Genomic DNA, 17,117 nt, shown 5'->3' on the forward strand with positions numbered 1-17,117 from the left:
TTTCCCCTCTCTCCTGTTGGCCTATAGCTATGCGTATGCCAGACCCGCCCCGCAAAGGCGACGTTGCGTCACTGGCTTGCCGCGCAGCGCTTGGGAAGCTATGCCATCACAAAACCTGCAAGAGAAGCCCTATGCCCCCACCCCCTCGCGCCTGGCAACGCATGTTGTCTGGCCGCCGCCTTGACCTGCTGGACCCGACCCCTGTCGATATCGAGATCGAGGATATCGCGCATGGTCTGGCCTTTGTTGCGCGCTGGAACGGGCAGACGATGGGCGACTGGCCCTATTCCGTGGCCGAACATTCCTTGCTGGTGGAAGAAATTTTCACCCGTACCAGTGCCCGCCCCGACCCGCGCTGGCAACTGGCCGCATTGCTGCATGATGCGCCGGAATATGTAATCGGGGACATGATTTCCCCGGTCAAGGCGGCGGTCGGCCCCAGCTATGGCGAATTGGATGACCGCCTCAGCGTGGCGATTCACATCCGCTTCGGGTTGCCCGCCCATCTGCCTGCCGCGATCAAGAAACGCATCAAATCCGCCGATAAACTCTCCGCATGGCTGGAGGCCACGCGCATCGCTGGCTTCACCGAGGCCGAGGCAAACCGGTTTTTTGGCCGCCCTGATCCGGCCCTGCTGTCGGAATTGTCGCTGCATCTGCGCCCCCCGCGCGACGCGCGCAACGCCTATCTGGCCCGCCATGCAGAGCTGCTTGCGAAAATGTAAACTTATCTTGTCACTTTTGCCCCACCATGCCAAATCTGAGGGGTAGCGAAAAGGATACTGCCCATGACCGACGATCTGTTCATTGACCGCAAGCGCCGCGCCGCCCTTTGGTTCCGCGAGTTGCGTGACCAGATCGTTGCGGCGTTCGAGGGCGTGGAAGATGACCATACCGATGGCCCGATGTCCGACCATGCTGCGGGGCGCTTCGAGATACGCGAAACCTCGCGCCAAGGGCCGGATGGCGCGGATGCGGGCGGCGGATTGATGAGCGTCATGCGCGGCGGGCGCGTGTTCGAGAAGGTGGGCGTCAACGTCTCAGAGGTGTTTGGCCCATTGGGCGATCAGGCGCAGCGGTCCCTGACCGCGCGCAAGGAAATTCCGGGCCTGCAAGATGACCCGCGCTTCTGGGCCAGCGGCATTTCACTGGTCGCCCATATGCAGAACCCGCATGTGCCTGCGGTGCATATGAACACGCGCATGTTCTGGACACCGGGCGGCTGGTGGTTTGGCGGCGGGTCCGACCTGAACCCCTGTATTGAATACAGCGAAGATACGGCGGATTTTCACGCCACCTTGCAGCGTCATTGTGACCCGCATGGTGCCGATCTGTACCCCCGTTTCAAGGAATGGGCGGATGAGTATTTCTATATCCCGCACCGCAAACGCGCGCGCGGTGTGGGCGGGATTTTCTACGACGACCATTGCACCGGCGATTGGGAACGCGATTTCGCCTTCACCCAAGATGTGGGCCGCGCATTTCTGCCTGCCTTTCTCGCGCAGGTCGAACGGCGTCGGCAGATGAACTGGTCCGACGCCGACAAGGAAACCCAGCTTATCCATCGCGGGCTGTATGCCGAATATAACCTTGTCTATGATCGCGGCACCAAATTCGGTTTGCAGACAGGCCATGACCCCGATGCCGTGCTGATGAGCCTGCCGCCCTTCGCGCGCTGGGTCTGACCTTCTCGCGCCTGTCACGTCCGTTCACGACACCGAGAGGATGGTTCGCGCCAAGGGCAAGCGGGCGTATACCCTGCTGTAGCACCACAGGATTGAGGGCAAGATGAGCAAGAACCGGCGCAAGAAACCCGCAACTAAAGGGCACCGCAAACAATCTGCCTCCGGCCCAAACGCAGCGCCACCAACAACCCGCCGCGCCATGCTGCGCAATATTGCGGCCTTTGGTGCAGTTGGGGTTGCGGTGGCGGGGGGTGTCGGTTTTCTGGCGCACGGTGTGATGGCATCTGTCGCGGAAGCCGACCTTGACGTGATCGGGCAGGGCGTTCCGGTGATTGTGCAGATCCATGACCCAAGCTGCCCTGATTGTACGCGCCTGCAACGCGAGGCGCGCGCCGCCATGCGCGATTTCAATGATGACCAACTGCTGTACCGTGTCGCCAATCTGACCACAGAGAAGGGCGCGCGGTTTGCAGCAGGCCATGGTCAGGGGCGCGTGACGCTGATCTTGCTGAATGCACAGGGGCGCAGGGTGCAGGTGGTGAACGGCGTGCATGACCGCCAGTCACTGGCGCAGGATTTCGCGCTTCTGGCCGCTGACTGATGACTGCGCCTGCGCTTGCCCAAGCCGCACCAAACGCTTAAACACAGCGCAACAAGGCGGGGCAGGGAACCAATGACATATGCAGATTTGCCGAACGAAGGCTGAGGCAAGGGCCGTCATCAACGACTGGCGCGCGCACCGGTGTGATGTGGTGCTGGTGCCCACAATGGGATTCCTGCACGAGGGGCATCTGTCGCTGATGCGGCTGGCCCGTACGCGTGCAGGCGCGGGCGGCAAGGTCATCGCGTCGATCTTCGTCAACCCGACGCAATTCGGGCCGGGCGAAGACCTCGACAGCTACCCCCGCGACGAGGCGCGCGATTTCGACCTGCTGCGCGCCGAGGGTATTGATGCGGTCTTCGCGCCCGACGCGGCCGAGGTGTACGACCCCAAAGCCCAGACGATTGTCGAGACGACCGAGCTTGCGAAAGTGCTGATTGGCCGGTTGCGGCCGGGGCATTTTCGGGGTGTGGCCACAGTTGTGACCAAACTGTTCAACATCATCCGCCCCGATGCGGCTGTGTTTGGCGAAAAGGATTTCCAGCAGCTTGCGGTTATTCGCACCCTTGTGCGCGATCTGGATATGGAGATCGAGATTATCGGCGGCCCAATCGCGCGCGAAGGGGACGGGCTGGCCATGTCGTCGCGCAATGTGCGCCTGTCACCCGCCGACCGCGCCGCCGCCCCCGTTCTGGCCCGCGCGCTGGAACAGGCCGCCGAGATGGCCCCTACAGGCATCACTGCGTCGCGCCTTCGCAGCCATGTCCGCGCCACATTAGAGGCCGAGCCGCGCGCGCAGGTGCAATCGGTGGATATCCGCGATGCAGTCACCCTCGACACCATTGCAGGCCCGCTGACACGGCCTGCGGTGATTCTGCTGGCCGCCAAATTCGGTCAGGTGTTTCTGATCGACAACCGTGTCCTACACCCCGCAAAGGAAAGCACATGAGCACCCAAGCCCCCATCCGCCGCATGACGGTTCCGCAAATCCGCGCGAAGAAGGGCGCCGATCCGATTGTCTCGCTGACCTCGTACCATGCGCATACGGCAGCTATTGTTGATAAATTCGCGGATTTCATTTTGGTGGGTGACAGTCTTGGCATGGTGATGCACGGCATGGATTCGACCATCGGCGTGCCGCTGGACCTGATGATCATGCATGGCCGCGCCGTGGTGCGTGGCACCAAACGCGCGCTGATTGTGGTCGATATGCCCTTTGGCACCTACGAAGAATCACCCAACATGGGCTTTCGCAATGCCGCCAAGATCATGAAGGAAACCGCCTGCGGTGCGGTCAAGCTGGAAGGTGGCGCGCGCATGGCCGAGACGATCCGCTTTCTGTCCGAACGCGGGATTCCTGTCATGGCGCATATCGGGCTGACGCCCCAATCGGTGAACACCATGGGCGGGTTCAAGGTGCAGGGCCGCGACGAGGCTGCATGGAAAACCCATATCGACGACGCCCGCGCTGTGGCCGAAGCCGGTGCGTTTGCGCTCGTTGTCGAAGGCGTGGTCGAAGAGCTGGCTGACAAGATCACCGCAGCGGTGGATATTCCCACCATCGGCATAGGCGCGTCGAAAAACTGTGACGGGCAGATACTGGTGCTCGAAGACATGCTGGGCCTGAACCCGCGTGTGCCGAAATTCGTCAAGGTTTACGGCGATCTTGGCCCCGCAATTGAACGCGCAGTCGCGGAATATACCGAGGAAGTGAAAACCCGCACCTTTCCGGGCGAGGATAACGTGTATCGCTGACATGGCACGACAGGGCGGCGCAGAGTCAGTATTGCGCCACTCGGTCACACATAAGAAAGCCGCCCCAAGCGCAAGGCTTGGGGCGGCACTTCAGATTCCGATGAGGAAATACTCAGCCCTGACGGGCTTTGAATTTCTTCTGCGTCTTGTTGATCACATAAACGCGGCCTTTACGGCGCACGATCTGACAATCGCGGTGGCGGCTCTTGAGCGAGCGCAGCGAGTTTCTGACCTTCATTGGCCTTCTCCTATTCGCGGCGCGCGAGCGCCTTTGCGGTTGGTCCTGCAAGATGCAGGGGTGAATGGTGGGCACGACAAGGTTCGAACTTGTGACCCCTACGATGTCAACGTAGTGCTCTACCACTGAGCTACGCGCCCTGACCAGATGTTTTCTGCGCCCCAAACAAAAGGGACGCGGAGAGCACCGCGTCAATTGAGCGGTCTATAAAAGGAGTCGCAGGCAGGATCAAGGGCTTTTGAATACTCAATGCCATGCGCTATAGTCAAAAAAAACAGAACGGTGCCATGCAGTCCTATATCTTCCTTCCCGCCGCTACGCCTGACAGTGCTGTGGTCTTCGCCTCGCCCCATAGCGGGCGCGAGTATCCGCCGGAATTTCTGGCAGCAACAACACTTGACCCGATGCTGCTGCGATCCTCGGAAGATGCGTATGTCGACCGCCTTTTGCGCGCAGCCCCTGTGGCGGGGGCGGGCATTCTGTTGGGCGGTGCGCCGCGCGCCTATGTCGATTACAACCGCGCCGCGACCGAGTTGGACCCCGCCCTCATCGCCGGGGTATCCGTGCGCGGGCTGAACCCGCGTATCAGTTCCGGTCTGGGCGTGATCCCGCGTGTCGTGGCAGGCGGGCGGGCAATCTACCGTGGCAAGATTTCTCAGGCCGAGGCCGAGTTGCGCTTGCGCCGCTACTGGCACCCGTATCACGAAAAACTGTCTGCGATCATGGCGGCACAGCGCGCGCGCCATGGTCGCGCCATCTTGCTGGACATGCATTCCATGCCGCGCGATGCGGTTGCCATGAATGGACAGCATACCTCGCTGCGCCCGGATATCGTGTTGGGCGACCGTTTCGGGGCCTCTGCGCATTCCGAGGTTACCGAAGCTGTCGCCGCGGTCTTTACCGCAGCCGGGCTGCGTGTGGCGCGCAATTCACCCTTTGCAGGGGCCTATATCGCACAGCGGTATGGCCTACCCTCCAGCGGGCAACATGCGATCCAGATTGAAATTGATCGCAGCCTGTATCTGGACGAACGCCAGGTTTGCCCCAATGCCGATTTCGACAGCTTCCAGGCCCTGATGGATGGGGTGGTGCGTGACCTCGCAGCCCTTGGTCGCAGCCAGAGCGGCGCGGTTCCCCTCGCTGCTGAATAGAGCGTCGAGCCTTTAACCTGATGCATATCCAGCCCCACAGAAGAAGTTCCAGCATTCGTCCGGTGTGAAGAGGTCGCAGATTTCCGTGAGCGCGTCGAACATCTGATCGAATGTTCTGGCTCCAATCCTACGCAGATGTGCCTTGAGCTTTGAGAAAGCCATCTCGATGGGGTTGAGGTCAGGGGAGTATGGCGGCAGGTACAAGAACCAGCATCCCACATCTCTTAAAGCCGTCGCAGCAGCCTTGTTGTAATGGGTGGCGAGGTTGTCGCAAATAACGACAGTGCCTGGCTGTAATTCCGGGGCCAGGACATTTCGGACATAGGCCTCAAAGGCTTCACCATCCATTGCCCCTTTGATGACCCACGGCGCGATCAGATTGTCGTGCGTCAAACCAGCGATAAATGTCTGCGTTCCCCACGCCCCGAACGGGGCATCCATTTCCAGGCGCTTTCCGCAGAGACTGCGTCCGTATTGACGGGTCAGGTTGGTTTTGACGGAGGTTTCATCAATAAAGACAAGCCGATCAGGATGCGCTTGCATGGCAGGCAGGTGATGCCTGAACCAGTTCTTACGCCGCTCCTTCACATGAGCGCGCAACCGTTCGGTGGCAACCAGCGACTTTTTTTATATGTGTATCCGAGCTTGCGCAGAAACCGCCCGATGGAGGCCGCGTGCGCGGTAATGCCAGTGGCAGCTTCCAATGCACCGGCAAGTTCTGGCAAAGTGATATCACCATCCTGCGCCACCAATTCTTCCAGCAACGCTTGATGAGAAGACAGCTTCCCATGACCAGGAGGACGGCCTTGGGGCTCCGGCTCAATCGAACCCGTTTCCCGCAGCCTGCGTTGCCATCGCACACCAGTGGCGGCGGACAACTTCAGCCGTGCTGCTGCGGCACGACCGCTCAATCCTTCTACAATACACTCTTGAAACCGCGCACGAAGCGCTGACGGCAATGCTGATGACATAAGACATCCTCCCAAGGAACATGAATCACAAATCAACCTCAAAGGGAATCCATCGATTCACGTTTCAAGCGCGGCGCTCTAGTGCTGCATTCTGTCACAGATCATTGATAATTGCAGTTTTTGCATAGCTATACTCCGAGTCCTGTGGAACCCGAGTTTTGCTTGACGGTTCGGTTTGATTGGATTCTGATGGGTTCATGCGTATTGAGCCGAAATTCCTGACATCTTCAGAACGTGCTGAGCTGATGTCCTGTGTGCGACGCCATCGCGAGGATCACGGTGTTGCGCGTCGCGCCAATGCGATTTTGCTGCTGGATGAGGGCAAATCCTGCCAACTGATCGCCGAATTTCTTTACCTTGACGATGATACGGTTCGTCTTTGGTACAAGGCTTACCGCGAAGGGGGCTGGGACCTCCTATCCACTGATGGATGGAAGGGCGGTCAATCCCGGATGACCTCGGCTCAGGAGGCCGAACTCAGCGCGTGGCTGGAGGATCGTTTTTGTCGTTCGACGACCGAGGTCCGGGCCCATATCTCCGCGACGTATGGCTTGGAGTATTCCCATTCTGGCTGCATCAAGCTTCTGACGCGTCTGGGGTTTGAGTATCGCAAGCCGAAGGGACTTCCGCGCGTTGCGCCTGCCGCAGCACAAGCCGCCTTCATCGAGATGTATCAGCGCTTGCTGAACGAGTTGGGGGCTGATGAAGCTGTCTATTTCGCAGATGCCGTGCATCCGGAGTATCAGACGAAACCGGCTTATGGTTGGGTGAAGGCCGGGACAAATCCTGCCGTGCAGACCACAGCAGGGCGTGGGCGTGTGAACATCCATGGTGCACTGAACTTGGAAACATTCGATTTGTCGTTTGTCGAGCCGATTACGGTAGACGGGATCAGCGCTGTCCAGCTCTTGGCCAAAATCGAGGCATCCAACCCTTACAAGCGCCTCATCCACGTGATCTGGGACAACGCGGCGTATCATAAAGGGCAAGAGGTGCGAGACTTCCTTGCAAGGCCGGACTGCCGCATCCACTTGATCCCATTGCCGCCATATTGCCCACATCTCAACCCGATTGAACGATTGTGGGCCGTCATGCACCGCTGTGTCACACACAATCAGTATTATCCCACGCAAAAGCAATTTGCCGATGCGATACTCGCATTTTTTCGAAAAACCCTCCCCAACGAATGGCGGAGCTTCCGCGACACCATCTCCGACAACTTCCGTGTCATCTCACACGACAATTTTCGGGTTTTCGCGTAAGGCGGGTATAATTCATTCTCTCTGCAATATTTTCTGCTTATAGTCATTTTATGGATATCATTGCACTTGTCGGCGCTTTGGCCGTGCTCTTCATCGTCATAGGCGTGTCCGAGCCGCTGTCCGAGCGGCTGCGCCTGCCGTTCACGGTAATTCTGGCGATTGTGGGGGCGGTTATCGGTGCGGGTGCGCTGTATGTGCTGTCCAGCGATCTGGCGACCACCCTGAACCCCGTAATGCGGCGTTTTCTGGAATTGCCGATCCGGTCCAACATCTTTTTGTATGTGCTGCTGCCAACCTTGTTGTTTCAGGTGGCGCTGATGGTCAATGCGCGCCGTATGCTGGATGACTGGGTGCCGATTCTTGTCATGGCTGTGGGCGCGGTAATCGTGGCGACGGTGGTTATTGGTTACGCGCTCAGCCCGTTTACCAGCCTGTCCTTCGCGGCCTGCCTTTTGATCGGGGCGATTGTGTCGACCACCGACCCGTCCGCTGTGGTCAGCATCTTTCGCAACATCGCCGCCCCCCAGCGCCTGACCCGCATTGTCGAAGGGGAAAGCCTGCTGAACGATGCCGCCGCGATTGCGCTGTTCGGGTTTTTTCTGACCTTTGTGATGTCCGGTGTGCCGGACCCGAGTTTGCAAGATGCGCTGGTCATCTTTCCGTGGCTGGTTTTCGGCGGCGTTTTGCTTGGCCTGTTTCTTGCGCGGCTGACTGTGGCGTTGATGTCGGTAATCCCGACCTTTCCGCGCGCACAAGTCTCGATCAGCGTAGCGCTGCCCTATCTGACCTATATCATCGCCGAGCAGTTTCTGGCCACTTCGGGCGTGATTGCCGTGGTTGTCGCGGGCCTGACGCTGAACCTGACAGGGCCGGGGCGATTGACCCCAATCAGTTGGAGTTATCTGCGCGAAGTCTGGGAAGTGCTGGCCTATTGGGCGGGGGCGTTGATCTTTATTCTGGCAGCGCTGCTTATTCCGCGCCTGATGGGCGATCTGCGTCTGAACGATCTGTATCTGATGGGGGTCGTCATCCTCGCGGCTTTCTTTGCGCGGGGGATCATTCTGTGGGGCATGTTGCCCGCCTTGTCCTTTGTACGCCTGTCGCCGCAGGTGGAACCCGCCTATCGCGCGGCGATCCTGTGGGGGGGGCTGCGCGGGGCTGTGACTCTGGCGCTGGCGCTGGCTGTTACGGAAAACGCCCTTGTGCCCCCCGCGATTAAGCGCGAGGTGGGCATTCTTGCCACGGGCTTTACCTTGTTCACGCTGTTGGTTCAGGGGACGACCCTGCGCTGGGTGATCGCGCGGCTGGGGCTGGACCGGCTGCCACGGCTGGATCAGGCGCTGTCGAATCAGGTTATCGCGGTGGCGCTGCAAAATGTGCGCGAGGAAGTCGCCGAAACTGCACGCGATTTCAAACTGCCGCAAGAAGTGATCCGCTCTGAGGCAAAGCGCTTCGGCGAACGGCTGGACGGCGCAGTAAAACTGGCCGAGGCCGCCGAGGAAATCCCGGACCGCGACCGCGTGACACTGGGCCTTGTGGCACTGGCCGGGCGCGAGCGGGATTTGATTATCGAGAATTTCCGCCAACAATTGTTTTCCGCGCGGCTGGTGGATCGGATGCTGTCAGATGTCGACCGTCTGATTGAGCAAACGCGCGGGGGCGGTCGCAACGAATATCGCGCGGCAGGGCGCAAGGCTTTGGGCTATGGCGGGTGGTATCGGCTGGCCGTTACAATTCACAACCGGTTGCGCTGGTCGCTGCCGTTGGAGCGTATGACCGCCGAACGGTTCGAGATTTTGCTGAACCAGCGCCTGATTCTGGGCGAGTTGCACAGCTATATCAACAGCAAGATCCGACGCATTCATGGCCGCCGCGTGGCGGATCTGTTGCATGAACTTCTGCGCCGCCGCGAAGAGGAAACCGACAACGCCGTCGAGGGGCTGCGCCTGCAATACCCCGGCTATGCCGAAGAGATGGAGCGCCGCTTTATCCGCCGTGCCTCACTCCGGCTGGAGGAACGCGAATATGACACGTTGTTCAGCGACGGGCTGATCAGCCGCGAGCTGCATGCGACTTTGCGCAACCGGCTGTCGGGCCGCCGCAGCAAGGTCGAAGCGCGCCCGGCACTGGATTTTGCGCTGCAAAAAGATGCGTTCTTGCGCAGTTTCCCCTTGTTCGAGGGAATGCGCGACGATCAGCGCCGCAAGCTGGCGCGGGCGCTGCGCACCCATCATGTCGAACCCGGCACCGTCTTATTGCGCAAGGGAGAGGTGCCGCATTGCGTCTATTTCATCGCATCCGGTGCGGTCGAAATGGAACGCAAGGGCCAGAAAGTGCGTCTGGGCCGGGGCGAGTTTTTTGGCCATATCGGCCTGCTGACCCGCCAGCCACGCCGTGCCATGATCAGCGCGATCAGCCATTGCACCCTGCTGTCACTGGATGAGGCACGCTTCAAGCGCCTGCTTACGCGCAATCGCTCGCTTTATGATGCGGTTTTGCACAGTGCGGAATTGCGCGGCGTGACACTGGACAGCGCGGCCCTGTCCGACCCGCCCCAGCGCCTTCCCTAACGCGGTGTATCGTCTGGCGGAAACAGGCAGATATCCTGCCCCGCCACCCATTGCTGATACTTCCCCATGACAGCGCCAAATTCCGCCGATGCAAGAAACCGCGCAAGCCAGTCTTGCAGGTCCGGCCAAGGTTGGGCATCGAACCACGGCTTGTCGATAAAGGCAAACTGGCGAACGAAGGGCAGCAACGCGAAATCTGCAAGCGTGGGGCGGCCGAAAATCCAGGTGTCGATCTGCGCATCAAGTTCAGCCAGATAGGCTGCGGCATCGGCCAGATGTTGGGTCCGGTCCTCTTGCGGGTAGCGGCTGGCGTATTTGCAGCGGTCCAGCGCGCGTTTGAATGGCCCGTCATTGCGCGCAATCCAGTCCCAGCCCGCTGCGGGCATGTCCAACCAGCCGTACGGGTCATGCCGCGCTAGCGCCCAACGCATGATGTCCAGACTTTCGTCAATCACCTGTTCTGATGTGACAAGGCAGGGCACGGTTGCACTGGGGGAAGCGGCGCGAAACTCTGCCGGTTTGTCGCGCAGCACCACCTCGCGCAGCGCGACCCGTTTGCCCGCTTGCCGCCAGCGCAAGGCGCGCGCGGATCGCATAAGGGCAGCGGCGAAAGGACCAAAGGATCGGGTGCATGGCGGCCTTTCTTGCAGGTGTATCGGGCAGGGCAAATGCCCACCCGATACCAATGTTGCAGCGCAGCTTATGCGCGGACCAGCGCCTCGTAGGTTTCCGCAACCTTGCGCGTCATCTGGCCCACCTGAAAATTATGCTCGCCGATCTGGCCCACAGGGGTCACCTCGGCGGCGGTTCCGGTCAGCCAGCATTCGCTGAAACCGGCCAGTTCTTCGGGCATGATATGGCGCTCATGCACCACGATCCCCATATCGCGCAGCATGGCAATCACGGTCTGGCGTGTGATCCCGTTGAGGATGGCATCGGGCCAAGGTGTGTGCACCTCGCCATCTTTTACGAAAAACACATTCGCGCCGGTCGCCTCGGCCACATAGCCGCGATAATCGTAGAACAACGCGTCCGAGCAGCCCTTTTCTTCGGCTGCGTGTTTGGACATGGTGCAGATCATATACAGACCCGCCGCCTTGGCCGATGTCGGGATGGTTTCGGGCGAAGGGCGGCGCCATTTGGCGATATCCAGCTTTGCGCCCTGCCATTTTGCGTCGCCGTAATAAGCGCCCCATTCCCACGCGGCCACCGCCATGCGCACCGGATTGCGCCGCGCCGCGACGCCCATATCCGGCCCTGCACCACGCCATGCGACCGCGCGGACATAAGCATCGGTCAGGTTGTTGGCCTCAAGCACAGCGGTCTTGGCCGCTTCAATCTGATCGACCGAATACGGGATCGGCATATCCAGCAGGCGGCCGGATTCCAACAGGCGCTCGGAATGTTCGCGGCTTTTGAAAATCTTGCCGCTATAGCAGCGCTCGCCCTCGAAAACGGAAGAGGCATAGTGCATTGCATGGCTCAGGATATGCACATTCGCATCCCGCCACGGCACCAGTTGCCCGTCCATCCAGATCATACCGTCCTTGTCATCATATCCGCCGACCATCAGTGCCTCCTCAATGGCGTTTTTCCAGATGTTGCGCAAAAAAGGTCCGTTACGGACATAATGTTACGTCAAATCGGGGAATCGCTATCAATTCGCTCTTGGAATGTCAACAAGGCTGACATAAACTGCCCCAAAGTTTGTGGGTGTACGGAATTATCGAGATGGCCGAAGGCAGCAACAGCGCGATGGGTGGCGAAAGCCTGCTGTTCCTGACGGACGAACAATTGCGCAAAGGCATCGAGGCGATGTTCTTTGCCTATCGCGGTTTTACCGCAGACCCTGACCGCATTCTGGAAGAACATGGATACGGGCGCGCGCATCATCGCGCGCTGCATTTCATCAACCGCACGCATGGCACGACTGTGAACAATCTGCTCAATGTTCTGGGTGTGACCAAGCAATCGCTGAACCGCGTGTTGCGCACATTGATCGAAGATGGCCTTGTCGAAAGCCGCATTGGCCGCGCGGACCGGCGCGAGCGCAATCTGTTCCTGACTGAAAAAGGCAACACGCTGGAACGCGCCTTGTCCGAAGCGCAGCGCGAGCGGATGCGCGCGGCCTATCGCGCGGCAGGTCCGCAGGCTGTCGCAGGGTTCCGGCAGGTTCTTGAAGCGATGATGGATGATGAAATCCGCCGCCAGTATCTGAACATGCGGGACCGTCGCACATGAGCAACGACACGCAACCGCATTTGTTGATTGTCGATGACGACGCCCGCATCCGCGCATTGTTGCACAAATACCTTCTGCGCAACGGCTTTCTGGTCACCGCAGCCCGTGACGCCGCCCATGCACGCCGCCTGATGCTGGGCCTTAGCTTTGATCTGATCGTGCTGGATGTCATGATGCCCGGCGAAGATGGCATCAGCCTGACACGCCACATCCATTCGCAAGGCACCGCCCCGGTGCTGCTGCTGACCGCCCGAGGAGAGGCCGAAGACCGCATCACCGGACTAGAGGCGGGCGCAGATGATTACCTGCCCAAACCGTTCGAGCCGCGCGAGTTGTTGCTGCGCATCAACTCCATCCTGCGCCGCAATCCGCAGCAAAATGCGACTGCAATCTTGCCGCAGATATTGGTTATTGGACCATTGCGCTATGATCTGGAACGCGGCGAGTTGAAACAGGATGACAGGCCCGTCCGCCTGACCCAGACCGAGGCTGCGATCATGCGCCTGTTCTGTGAAAACCCTGGCGAGGTGATAAGCCGCGAAGCGCTGGTCGACCATCTAAGCCGCGACCGCGCCGGGCATGGGGGCATGGTCGGGCAGGAACGCGCGGTTGACGTGCAGATCACCCGCCTGCGCCGCAAGCTGGAACACGACCCCAAAAACCCCCGCCATCTGCAAACGGTGCGGGGCGCGGGCTATATGCTGGTAACGGACTGAGCGCAGAATGACAAAAGGCCCCGGAGTCGCCTCCGGGGCCTTTCTGAATTTTGGTGACGGGGCTTATTCAGCCTGTTCTGCCGCGATTTCTTCGCCAGTTTCCTGATTGACCAGTTTCATAGTCAAACGGACCTTGCCGCGATCGTCGAAGCCCAGAAGCTTGACCTTCACTTCCTGACCTTCCTTCAGAACATCCGAAGGGTGGTTCAGGCGGCGGTTCTCGATCTGGCTGACATGCACCAGACCGTCGCGCTTGCCAAAGAAGTTCACGAACGCGCCGAAATCGACCAGCTTCACAACCTTGCCAGTATAGACCATGCCAACTTCCGGCTCTGCCACGATCGAATAGATCATGTCATAGGCCTTTTTGATGGCGTCCTGATCGTTCGAGGCGATCTTGATCGTGCCGTCATCGTTGATATCGACCTTGGCACCCGAGACTTCGACAATCTCGCGGATGACCTTGCCGCCAGTGCCGATGACTTCGCGGATTTTATCCGTTGGCACCTGCATGGTTTCGATCTTGGGCGCATACTGGCTGAAACCAGCGGGCGCTGTCAGGGCTTGTGACATTTCACCCATGATGTGCATCCGCGCATCCTTGGCTTGTGCCAGTGCCTGTTCCATGATCTCGAAGGTGATGCCTGCAACCTTGATGTCCATTTGCAGGCTGGTAATGCCCTCGGACGTACCGGCAACCTTGAAATCCATATCGCCAAGGTGGTCTTCGTCACCCAGAATATCGGTCAGAACAGCGAATTTACCGTCTTCTTCAAGGATCAGGCCCATCGCAACCCCAGCCACAGGGGCTTTCAGTGGCACGCCTGCATCCATCATCGACAGTGACCCGCCACAGACCGATGCCATCGAGGATGACCCGTTCGATTCCGTGATCTCGGACACCATGCGGATGGTGTAGGGGAAGTCGGTTGCCGCAGGCAAAACCGCCTGCAATGCGCGCCAAGCCAGCTTGCCATGCCCGACTTCACGACGACCGGGAGGGCCGAAACGCCCAACTTCGCCCACCGAATAGGGGGGGAAGTTGTAATGCAGCATGAAGTTAGATTTGGACGTGCCGGTCAGTGCGTCGATGAACTGCTCATCATCGCCGGTGCCCAGTGTCGTGACGCACAGCGCTTGCGTTTCACCGCGTGTGAACAACGCCGAGCCGTGTGTACGCGGCAAAAGGCCGGTTTCGGCAACGATCTGGCGCACGGTCTTGGTGTCGCGCCCGTCAACACGTGGCTCGCCATTGATGATGGCACCGCGCAGGATCGAGCTTTCCAGCTTTTTCAGGGCTGAACCAAGGTTCTCATCCGCTAGTTGCTCTTCGCTGAGTGCGGCCTTGATTGCGTCGCGCGCCTCGCCGATTGCGGCAACACGCTCTTGCTTGTCGCGCAGGGCGAAAGCGGCGCGCATCTGTGTCTCGCCCGCAGCTTTGACCGCCGTATACAGGTCCGAGTAATCGGGTGCCTGAAAGTCGAAAGGCTCTTTCGCGGCATCTTCGGCCAGATCAACGATCAGGTCGATCACCGGCTGGATGTTTTCATGCGCGAATTTCACCGCGCCCAGCATTTCAGCCTCGGTCAGCTCATAGGCTTCCGATTCAACCATCATCACGGCATCTTTTGTGCCTGCGACAACCAGATCAAGGCGCTGCTCGGGGTTCTCGCGCAGCTTTTCCATGTCCTGACATTCGGGGTTCAGGATGTACGCGCCATCGGCATAGCCCACACGGCATGCCGCAATTGGCCCCATGAACGGGACACCCGAAATGGTCAGCGCGGCCGAAGCTGCGATCATCGCAACCATGTCGGGCTCATTCACCAGATCGTGGCTCAGCACAGTGCAGATGACCAGAACTTCGTTCTTGAAGCCATCTACGAACAGCGGGCGGATCGGACGGTCGATCAGACGCGAGGTCAGCACTTCCTTGTCAGAAGGGCGCGCTTCGCGTTTCAGAAAACCACCGGGCACTTTACCCGCAGCGTAGTATTTTTCAACATAATGCACGGTCAGCGGAAAGAAATCCTGCCCCGGCTTGGCTTGTTTGGCGTAGGTCACATTGGCCATGACCGATGTCTCGCCCAAAGTGGCGATGACCGAACCGTCAGCCTGGCGGGCAATCTTGCCCGTTTCCAGTGTCAGCGTCTCTTCGCCCCACTGGATTGATTTTTTTACGATATTGAACATTCAGCGTATCCTCATAGAAAGCACCAGCCCTCTGGCCTTTCCGTTTCCAATAGCGGCCCCATTGCCGCCGACCCCAATCCTAATGCATCACGCCGGGGTCACTGCGTCACGTCTCAGATAGCGCGGGCCTTACAGGAAAATGGCGCATAAGAAAAGCGGGAAAGCCGGTGGGCTTTCCCGCTTGAATTGCGACAAGCAGAGCTTAGTAGCGGTAATGCTCTGGCTTGAACGGCCCTTCAACCGTCACACCGATATAGTCGGCCTGATCCGGCTTCAGTTCTGTCAGCTTCACGCCGATCCGCTCCAGATGCAGGCGCGCGACCTTTTCATCCAGATGTTTGGGCAGAACAAAGACACCGGGGCGATACTCGTCACCCTTGGTCCATAATTCGATCTGCGCCAGCACCTGATTGGTGAAGCTGGCCGACATCACAAAACTGGGGTGGCCGGTGGCATTGCCAAGGTTCAAAAGGCGACCTTGGCTCAGCAGGATCATGCGATTGCCCGAGGGCATCTCGATCATATCCACCTGATCCTTGATGTTGGTCCATTTGTGGTTTTTCAGCGCCGCCACCTGAATTTCATTGTCGAAATGGCCGATATTGCCGACAATCGCCATGTCCTTCATCTCGCGCATGTGCTCGATGCGGATGACGTCCTTGTTGCCGGTGGTGGTGATGAAAATATCGGCGGTGGACACCACATCTTCCAGCGTCGTCACCTCAAACCCGTCCATCGCGGCTTGCAGCGCGCAGATCGGGTCAATCTCGGTCACTTTCACGCGTGCGCCCGCACCTTGCAACGACGCGGCAGAGCCTTTGCCCACATCGCCGTAACCGCAAACCACGGCGACCTTGCCTGCCATCATCGTGTCGGTTGCGCGGCGGATGCCATCGACCAGCGATTCCTTGCAGCCATATTTGTTGTCGAATTTCGATTTGGTCACGCTGTCATTGACGTTGATCGCAGGGAAAGGCAGCAGGCCTTTCTTGTGCAGGTCATACAAACGGTGCACGCCGGTCGTGGTTTCTTCCGACACACCCTTGATCGCGTCGCGCGTCCTGGTGAACCAGCCGGGGCTTTGGGCCATACGCTTGGCGATCTGGGCCTTGATGACCTCTTCTTCCTCGGATGAAGGGACAGGGATGATATCTTCGCCCGCTTCGGCGCGCGCACCCAGCAAGACATACAGCGTGGCATCGCCCCCGTCATCAAGGATCATATTCGCGCCGTCAGCGAACATGAAAGAGCGGTCCAGATAGTCCCAATGCTCTTCCAGCGTCTGGCCCTTGATGGCGAAAACCGGGGTTCCACCTGCGGCAATGGCAGCGGCGGCGTGGTCTTGCGTGGAATAGATGTTGCACGACGCCCAACGCACATCAGCCCCAAGTGCTACCAGCGTTTCAATCAGTACTGCGGTCTGGATGGTCATATGCAACGATCCGACAATCCGCGCGCCGCTCAAGGGCTGGCTTTCGCCATATTCCGCACGCAACGCCATCAGGCCGGGCATTTCCGTTTCCGCAATCGCAATTTCCTTGCGCCCGAATTCGGCCAGCGAAATGTCTTTTACAATGTAGTCTTGTGCCATCTGCCGAATATCCTTTGAACCGATGTTTGCTGCGCTGCGACATAGCACTGCCCCCCCTGACAGACAAGTGAACGCCTGTTATAGATATATCGTGATGAGGCAGCACCTTTTCATTTGCCTTTGGTGTTGTAGCTTGAAACGCT

The 17,117-nt window shown here is 59.2% G+C and carries 15 protein-coding genes, 1 tRNA gene and 1 pseudogene; 10 read left to right on the forward strand and 7 right to left on the reverse strand.

Annotated features, from left to right (window positions below; genetic code table 11):
• Nucleotides 1-131: 131 nt before the first annotated feature.
• The 5 genes from BD293_RS16805 to panB all read left to right on the forward strand — a co-directional run bounded on the left by BD293_RS16805 (nt 132) and on the right by panB (nt 4,041).
• Nucleotides 132-725, forward strand: a complete 594-nt coding sequence (locus BD293_RS16805; protein WP_142083751.1) for an HD domain-containing protein — start codon at nt 132-134, stop codon at nt 723-725.
• A gap of 63 nt (nt 726-788) precedes the next feature.
• Nucleotides 789-1,685: an oxygen-dependent coproporphyrinogen oxidase gene (gene hemF, locus BD293_RS16810; RefSeq protein WP_142083754.1), complete on the forward strand. Its 897-nt coding sequence runs from the start codon at nt 789-791 to the stop codon at nt 1,683-1,685.
• A gap of 103 nt (nt 1,686-1,788) precedes the next feature.
• Entirely contained in the window at nt 1,789-2,286 is a 498-nt protein-coding gene (locus BD293_RS16815; RefSeq protein ID WP_142083757.1) for a hypothetical protein, read from the forward strand.
• A 79-nt stretch (nt 2,287-2,365) separates the two neighbouring features.
• The gene (gene panC / locus BD293_RS16820; RefSeq protein ID WP_142083759.1) at nt 2,366-3,235 is read left to right on the forward strand and encodes a pantoate--beta-alanine ligase; all 870 of its coding nucleotides are present in this window, start codon (nt 2,366-2,368) and stop codon (nt 3,233-3,235) included.
• A complete protein-coding gene (gene panB, locus BD293_RS16825; protein WP_142083762.1) occupies nt 3,232-4,041 on the forward strand; it encodes a 3-methyl-2-oxobutanoate hydroxymethyltransferase in 810 nt (269 codons plus the stop codon). The genes panC and panB overlap by 4 nt, the downstream gene beginning before the upstream one ends.
• Nucleotides 4,042-4,153: 112 nt before the next feature.
• Here panB and ykgO read toward each other — a convergent pair whose 3' ends face one another.
• Both ykgO and BD293_RS16835 read right to left on the reverse strand, forming a co-directional pair.
• Complete coding sequence (ykgO, locus tag BD293_RS16830) at nt 4,154-4,279, reverse strand: type B 50S ribosomal protein L36 (RefSeq protein WP_084386057.1); 126 nt, start codon at nt 4,277-4,279, stop codon at nt 4,154-4,156.
• Between the two features lie 65 nt (nt 4,280-4,344).
• Nucleotides 4,345-4,419, reverse strand: a tRNA-Val gene (locus BD293_RS16835).
• A gap of 147 nt (nt 4,420-4,566) precedes the next feature.
• Here BD293_RS16835 and BD293_RS16840 point away from each other — a divergent pair.
• Nucleotides 4,567-5,430: an N-formylglutamate amidohydrolase gene (locus tag BD293_RS16840; protein ID WP_142083764.1), complete on the forward strand. Its 864-nt coding sequence runs from the start codon at nt 4,567-4,569 to the stop codon at nt 5,428-5,430.
• A 12-nt stretch (nt 5,431-5,442) separates the two neighbouring features.
• On the opposite strand, the gene BD293_RS16845 is transcribed toward BD293_RS16840, so the two are convergent.
• Nucleotides 5,443-6,401 (reverse strand): IS630 family transposase gene (locus BD293_RS16845; RefSeq protein ID WP_142079597.1). Its coding sequence is split into 2 segments (ribosomal slippage): nt 5,443-6,057 and nt 6,060-6,401, totalling 957 coding nucleotides; the frame shifts between segments, so codons are not numbered across the junction.
• A gap of 197 nt (nt 6,402-6,598) precedes the next feature.
• Between BD293_RS16845 and BD293_RS16850 the strand changes: the two genes are divergently transcribed.
• Both BD293_RS16850 and BD293_RS16855 read left to right on the forward strand, forming a co-directional pair.
• Complete coding sequence (locus tag BD293_RS16850; protein ID WP_142079384.1) at nt 6,599-7,663, forward strand: IS630 family transposase; 1,065 nt, start codon at nt 6,599-6,601, stop codon at nt 7,661-7,663.
• A 50-nt stretch (nt 7,664-7,713) separates the two neighbouring features.
• Complete coding sequence (locus BD293_RS16855) at nt 7,714-10,233, forward strand: cation:proton antiporter (RefSeq protein ID WP_142083767.1); 2,520 nt, start codon at nt 7,714-7,716, stop codon at nt 10,231-10,233.
• On the opposite strand, the pseudogene BD293_RS16860 reads toward BD293_RS16855, so the two are convergent.
• Both BD293_RS16860 and BD293_RS16865 read right to left on the reverse strand, forming a co-directional pair.
• Nucleotides 10,230-10,866, reverse strand: a pseudogene (locus BD293_RS16860) (glutathione S-transferase). The gene BD293_RS16855 and the pseudogene BD293_RS16860 sit on opposite strands and share 4 nt — an antisense overlap.
• Before the next feature lie 67 nt (nt 10,867-10,933).
• The gene (locus BD293_RS16865) at nt 10,934-11,803 is read right to left on the reverse strand and encodes a branched-chain amino acid aminotransferase (RefSeq protein WP_142083769.1); all 870 of its coding nucleotides are present in this window, start codon (nt 11,801-11,803) and stop codon (nt 10,934-10,936) included.
• 161 nt (nt 11,804-11,964) lie between these two features.
• On the opposite strand from BD293_RS16865, the gene BD293_RS16870 reads away from it, so the two are divergent.
• Nucleotides 11,965-12,474: a MarR family winged helix-turn-helix transcriptional regulator gene (locus tag BD293_RS16870; RefSeq protein ID WP_142084700.1), complete on the forward strand. Its 510-nt coding sequence runs from the start codon at nt 11,965-11,967 to the stop codon at nt 12,472-12,474.
• Nucleotides 12,471-13,190, forward strand: a complete 720-nt coding sequence (locus BD293_RS16875) for a response regulator (protein WP_142083770.1) — start codon at nt 12,471-12,473, stop codon at nt 13,188-13,190. The genes BD293_RS16870 and BD293_RS16875 overlap by 4 nt, the downstream gene beginning before the upstream one ends.
• Before the next feature lie 63 nt (nt 13,191-13,253).
• Here BD293_RS16875 and pnp read toward each other — a convergent pair whose 3' ends face one another.
• Nucleotides 13,254-15,383 carry a polyribonucleotide nucleotidyltransferase gene (pnp, locus tag BD293_RS16880; RefSeq protein WP_142083772.1) on the reverse strand — a complete coding sequence of 710 codons (2,130 nt, stop codon included), beginning with the start codon at nt 15,381-15,383 and terminating at the stop codon, nt 13,254-13,256.
• A 202-nt stretch (nt 15,384-15,585) separates the two neighbouring features.
• The gene (ahcY, locus tag BD293_RS16885; protein WP_142083775.1) at nt 15,586-16,974 is read right to left on the reverse strand and encodes an adenosylhomocysteinase; all 1,389 of its coding nucleotides are present in this window, start codon (nt 16,972-16,974) and stop codon (nt 15,586-15,588) included.
• Nucleotides 16,975-17,117 lie beyond the last annotated feature (143 nt).

Source organism: Roseinatronobacter monicus, from assembly GCF_006716865.1.
GTDB classification, from domain to species: domain Bacteria; phylum Pseudomonadota; class Alphaproteobacteria; order Rhodobacterales; family Rhodobacteraceae; genus Roseinatronobacter; species Roseinatronobacter monicus.